General features: G+C 41.8%; 4 protein-coding genes. 2 read left to right on the forward strand and 2 right to left on the reverse strand.

Annotated features, from left to right (window positions below):
• On the forward strand, positions 1–2,253 hold a 2,253-nt coding region (pglZ, locus tag HQK80_14685; GenBank protein MBF0223444.1), incomplete at its 5' end, for a BREX-1 system phosphatase PglZ type B.
• Positions 2,253–4,301, forward strand: a complete 2,049-nt coding sequence (gene brxL / locus HQK80_14690) for a protease Lon-related BREX system protein BrxL (protein ID MBF0223445.1) — start codon at positions 2,253–2,255, stop codon at positions 4,299–4,301. The genes pglZ and brxL, both read left to right, overlap by 1 nt.
• A 183-nt stretch (positions 4,302–4,484) precedes the next feature.
• Here the strand turns inward: brxL and HQK80_14695 are convergent, their stop codons facing one another.
• Complete coding sequence (locus HQK80_14695) at positions 4,485–5,483, reverse strand: Gfo/Idh/MocA family oxidoreductase (GenBank protein MBF0223446.1); 999 nt, start codon at positions 5,481–5,483, stop codon at positions 4,485–4,487.
• Between the two features lie 21 nt (positions 5,484–5,504).
• Positions 5,505–6,187: NAD-dependent epimerase/dehydratase family protein (locus HQK80_14700; GenBank protein ID MBF0223447.1), on the reverse strand; the 683-nt coding region annotated here is incomplete at its 5' end.

Below are 6,187 nucleotides of genomic sequence, written 5' to 3' on the forward strand. Positions count from 1 at the left end.
TGGCCTGATTATGAACGACAGTGGGAAGCAGTGATCCCTCTTATACAAGAGGCGTTGCCTGAGTTGTTTGTACTTGGCAGTTACGCCTCAGATAAGCGGATGGGCCCCGCAATATGGCTGCGCTGTGTGATGGCTGGTAAAATCCCTGAGTTCCCTTCTTTTGAAGGACAAATTCCAATATTCTATCTCCCCGGTTTTGGTCGGCAGGATTTGCGGGTAGTTGAGGATTACCCTGAGGAGTTAAAACCTATTGCAGAGTTGCAATATCGTGGTTCTATCTGGTCGCAGTACAATGGCAAGGATTGGAGCCTTTTGGCTTATTTAAAGTCTGAGCAGGGCGGTCTGGGACTGGAGGTTGCCCAAGACCTGGGAAGCAGGGAAGCCATGAAGTTGGCTTTTCACCGAATACTTGATGAAGAACTTGATTTACTGAAAGGCAAGTATTTGAATGCCAATGCTTTCAATTCAATGATTTCTGGCGGAGATCTGACTCTTGATATCCTTCAATGGATAGATCAGGGAGAGGCCTTTAAACAGAATCGCAGCGAACATGAATGGGATGCTTTTGTGGCACTTTGTAACTCAGAAACTGGTTTTCATCCTCAGAACCAAGGAGTTCTTGAAGCGGCGAAAAAATTGGCAGAGCATGCAGGTCAATGGGAAAATGTCTGGAATCGTTACCGTGAAGCACCTCATCGTTACCCGAATATTCCAGAGCGTATTCGTTCCTGTCCGCTTCCTGAATATGTCAGCTTTTATTTTGGAGGCATAAGTTTTGAAGGCTGGCCGCAATGGAATGATGAACAAGAGAAGTCTTTGGAAAAGGCACTACTGGCCTTGAATGAACAACCACCACATATAGCCAGAAGGTTGTTGATAAAACTCAACTCTGAGCACGGAGAACGCCGTGATCATGTCTGGTGTGATTTGGGTGAATCTCCTTTGGCTAAAGCAATGGAAGCTTTGGCAGAACTAGCGGAATTGACGGGCAAAGATTTGAATACGGGAACTTTAGAAGAGTTGGCAAAAGACTACGCATCTTCTGGCTGGAAAGTCGATTATGCAGTACTGCGTGCTCTTGCAGGTGCTGGAGAAAAAAACTTTGCAGCTATCCAATCTGCTATCAGGACTGTATATTTGCCTTGGTTAGAGAATTCTGCCCATTACCTTCAAAAACTAGCAGAGGAACAGGGGTATCCTGGCACTAAAGCTCTTCCTAATAAACCTGATGATCTGCCTTCAGGATGCTGTGTTCTTTTTATAGACGGACTGCGTATGGATACCGGTCGCAAATTATCTTCCATTCTTGCAGAAGCTAAGTGCGATATTACGGAACAGATGCGTTGGGCACCATTGCCAAGTGTTACATCCACCGGCAAACCAGCAGCAACACCAGTGGCTTGCCATATCAGTGGCAAAGCCTCTGGTATTGATTTCGAGCCACAAGTCAAGGCCACTGGTCAGTTGCTAAAAGGAGGGCATCACTTGAAAAAACTACTGGAAAATGAGGGCTGGCAGCTTTTGGGGAGCGATGAGCTTGGCGATGGAAAGGGAAGAGCTTGGTGTGAATTTGGTAATTTGGATCACGAAGGGCATGACCGCGGTTGGAAAATAGCTACTCAGCTTGAGAATATTCTACAAGATATTTGTGGTAAAGTCTTGAGTCTCATTGATGCAGGATGGTCGCGCGTCGACATAGTTACCGATCATGGGTGGTTGCTGCTACCTGGAGGACTTCCAAAGATAGAACTATCAAGTCATCTGGTGGAGAATAAATGGGGGCGTTATGCTGCGATGAAATCTGGGGCGACAAGTGATAAAAAAACATTCCCATGGTACTGGAATAATGAGTACAATCTTGCTGTTGCTGACGGAATATCAGTCTTTCGCAAAGGTTTGGAGTACTCCCATGGTGGTTTGAGTCTGCAGGAATGTGTTATTGCTCATTTAACGGTAACAGCCAGAGCGGGCAATACAACAAATTCGGTTTCTATAAGGGAAGTGAAATGGAATGGCCTTCGTTGTCGAGTGAGCTTTCAAGGAACTTATGAAAATGCAAGATTTGACTTGAGAACTTACGCGGGTGATTCTTCGAGTAGCCTAGTCAATAAACTTGGTGAAGTAAAAAATGATGGGACTGCATCTATAATAGTGGAAGATGAAAAAAAAGAAGGGCATAAAGCTTTTCTTGTTTTACTCAACACAGATGGTGATTTGGTGTTTCAAACTGAAACATTAATTGGGGGAGAATAATGAAAGAATTGGATGATTTAGACCGCCTGGCTTCAGGAGTTCTGGAGGGATATTTAGTCCGCAAGGACCTTGTACGCACTTTTAGTAGGCAATTCCCAGTGCCAACCTATGTTGTAGAATTTCTTTTAGGCCGCTACTGTGCCAGTATTGACGAGCACGAAATTGAAGAAGGGTTGGATATTGTGCAGCGTCAATTACAGGATCGCACTATAAAAGCTGGACAAGAGGAACTGTTTAAATCCCGTGCTAAAGAAAATGGAGAAGTTAAAATAATAGATATCATCACCGCTCGGTTAGATGCCAAAACAGACTCGTACATAGCAACCATCCCCAGCTTGAGACTTGCTGATGCTCGCATAGAATCTGAACTTGTAAATAAGCATGAAAGAATGTTGACTGGAGGATTTTATGCGGAAATAACCTTGTCATACGATGCCGTCATAGCCCAAGAAAAAAATGGTCGACCTTTTGCTATAGCAGGTCTCAGGGAAATACAACTGTCAAAACGCGAAGTATTGAATATACTGGCAGAAGCTCGCGAAGTATTTACTACCAAGCAGTGGATAAGTTTTTTGTTACGCTCTATAGGTTTGGAACCAGATGGGCTTTCTGATCGCCAGAAATCTGCACTTTTGCTTCGCATGGTTCCTTTTGTTGAGAGGAATTACAATATGGTTGAACTGGGGCCGAGAGGAACCGGAAAAAGCCATCTTTTTCAGCAGATTTCACCGTATGCCCACTTGATATCAGGGGGTAAAGCAACTGTGGCAAAAATGTTTGTCAATAATTCCAATGGTCAACGAGGTTTGGTATGTCAGTATGATGTAGTGTGCTTTGATGAAATATCAGGCATATCTTTCGATCAGAAGGACGGTGTGAATATAATGAAGGGTTATATGGAGTCTGGAGAGTTCAGTCGTGGCAAAGAGAGTATTCGTGCCGATGGAAGTATGGTTATGGTGGGAAACTTTGAAGTTGATGTGGAACATCAGCAGCGTATTGGTCACCTGTTCTACCCAATGCCACAGGAAATGCGCGATGACACCGCCTTTATGGATAGGTTACACGCCTTCTTGCCGGGCTGGGATATACCTAAAATCAGCAAAGAACTTTTAACCCAACATTTTGGTCTGGTGAGTGACTTTTTATCTGAATGTTGGACTCAGCTCCGCAATGAAAGTAGAGTAAGTCATTTACAAAATCGAGTTCATTTTGGAGGAGCACTTTCAGGTAGAGATACAAATGCCGTCAACAAAACCGTAAGTGGATTACTGAAGCTTCTTTACCCATCATGTTCAAAGGATGTTTCCGATACTGATTTAGAATGGGTTGTCAGAGTGGCGCTGGAATCCCGTAGAAGAGTAAAGGAGCAACAAAAACGCATAGGTGCAGCTGAATTTCGCAACACTCATTTCAGTTATGTTTTGGGCGAAGATGGAGTGGAAAAATTTGTCTCAACACCAGAATTACAAAGCGATAACAGTATTGGCAGCGATCCCTTGGAACCTGGACAAATTTGGGCAATAAGTCCAGGGAGTGGTGAAGAAAACCCAGGCTTATACCGTATCGAAGTTAATGAAGGCCAAGGTTCAGGCGTTAAAATATTAAACAAGCCGGTTCCCGCAGCTTTTAGAGAGAGTGTCGGTTTTGCTGAACAAAACCTTTATTCCAGGGCAATGCAACTTGTTGGAGATAAAGACCCGCGTCAACATGAGTTTACCATACAGCTACGGGCCTTTGATGTCTCAAAGTCTGGCAGCAAACTTGGGGTTTCCACACTTATAGCTTTATGTTCAGCTTTATTAAAGAAAAGCATTAGGGGAGGTCTTCTTATGATTGGTGAAATTAACCTCGGCGGTTCTATCGAACCTGTCCACAATGCCGTAACAATTGCTGAAATTGCGATAGAAAAAGGAGCAACTTCTTTGCTTGTGCCTGTTACCTGTCGTAGGCAGTTACTTGATCTTTCAGATGAGATGGCTACAAAAATTGATATTCAATTCTATTCAGACAGTCGTGAAGCTCTGCTCAAGGCACTTGTAGAGTAACTAAGTGCTGGACAATTCATAGAATGCACTTCCATAAAACTTGAAGTTATCGGCACTCCTGGCTACTCTTAATTACTTTTTGACTTCTGACAACATAAATATTAGCAAAAATGTTTATAAGCCTGGTGTGAGCAGTTATATTTATAATTTATAAAGATGGCTACTCACGTAAAATATTATTTGCTAGATTTTAATAGTATTACCTTTTGCTACCGAACAAGCTGAAACTATGGTAATATCCTTGCAAGCCTCATTTACATCAGCCATATCTTCAGGAATAGCGGAATTATTGGTAAGAGAATCAGCAAATCTTTCGTAAATATTTTTCTCATAACCATTAATTGAATATTCCTTTTTCTCGCCATTCTTGGAGGCAACTAATTTTCCATTTTCATGAGTGATTCTCCAACCCTGATCAGTAATCATATATAAAATATCAATATGTTCACGGTCATTTCCTGCGGTGCTGTAAACAGCCAATTCAGCCGCCCAGGTTATAAACAGATAAGCAGCTCCACCGCCAGCAAAATCTACCTTCATCATATCTGTATCCGAACACTTTAAGTCTTGGTGTGACAGATTATCGGCAAAAAAACAAGCTTTTGTTGCCGGTGAGTCCATTAAATACCGGGAAATATTCAAGTTATGAATCATGGCATCCATAAATGGTCCGCCATTTTTTTCAGGGTCAAGAGCCCAGTTATTCCAAGCTGGATAATGATGTAGCCAATCCTGACGATAAAGAGCTAGTTTTCCCAGTTCACCGGAATCAAATATTTCTTTCGCAGTTTTAACTAAAGCGTTATTAGTCCGGCAATATAGAAAACCACATTTGACTTTATTGCCAATTATATCTCTTATTTCTTCAGCAATTATTTTATTAGGGGCCATGGGTTTGGTGGCAATAATCTGCTTATTGTTTTCAACAGCCTTTCTGGTCAATTCCTTTCTTAAGAAGGGCGGCACGAAAAGGCAAATGATATCCACATTCTTACTCGTCAAAACTTCATCTTCGCTAGTGGCAACACTTCCACCCAATTCAGCAGCAAATTTTTCTGCGTTAGCTTTATCTGGATCAAAAAGCTTAGCAACTTCTACATTTGCCGCACTTTTTATACTTCCAACCTGCCAACGCAAAAAATCGCCACAACCCAAGATACCTAATTTGTAAGTTTTACTCATAATAATATAACCTTTTTAAAATTAACTTATGGCCTTGTTGTAGGCCGCCAAAACATCATCGATAAACTTATTGTTGCCTTCAACAATTTTCATTCTTTCCTTTTTAGCTTCAAACCATTCTACAGTTCTTTTGATGCCCTGTTTATAGGAAATTGTGGCTTTAAATTCAGGGGCAAAACTTTTGATCTTACTGTTGTCAAAAATTGTACTGATCGACTTATCTCCAGCCAAGTTACCTTCCATCCATCCCTGTCTGAGTTCTTTAGCAGTTTTTATTATAAAATCTGTGGTTATATGAACAATATTTGCTTTTACGCCTGCAGCGGCTGCAGTAGCTTCATAGATTTGATTCCAGGTCAGAACTTCGTCAGAAGTAATATGGAAGGAATGACCTAAGGCCTGCTGATTGCCCATCAAGCCATTTATACCCTTGGCAAAATCTTCGGCATGAGTTATCGTCCAGAGGGAAGTGCCATCACCATGAACTATTACAGGTCTACCCTGTTTCATACGCTGAATCATGGTGTAATCATTCCAGCAGCCTATAGCTAGAGGAATTACGGTATCATAAGTCAAGGAAGGCCTGACAATACAAACTGGAAAGTTGTTTTCTGAATATTTTTTGTTTAACAAATTCTCACAGGCAATTTTATTTCTTGAATAATTCCAATAAGGATTGCAGAGCGGCGTAGATTCTGTTATAA

The sequence above is a fragment of the Desulfobulbaceae bacterium genome (assembly GCA_015231515.1).
In the GTDB taxonomy this organism is placed as follows: domain Bacteria; phylum Desulfobacterota; class Desulfobulbia; order Desulfobulbales; family VMSU01; genus JADGBM01.

What these genes read in the sequence shown, in the direction of transcription:
- brxL (MBF0223445.1), top strand. Translation starts at nt 2,253, where the DNA reads ATGAAAGAATTGGATGATTTAGACCGCCTGGCTTCAGGAGTTCTGGAG.
- HQK80_14695 (MBF0223446.1), bottom strand. Translation starts at nt 5,483, where the DNA reads ATGAGTAAAACTTACAAATTAGGTATCTTGGGTTGTGGCGATTTTTTG.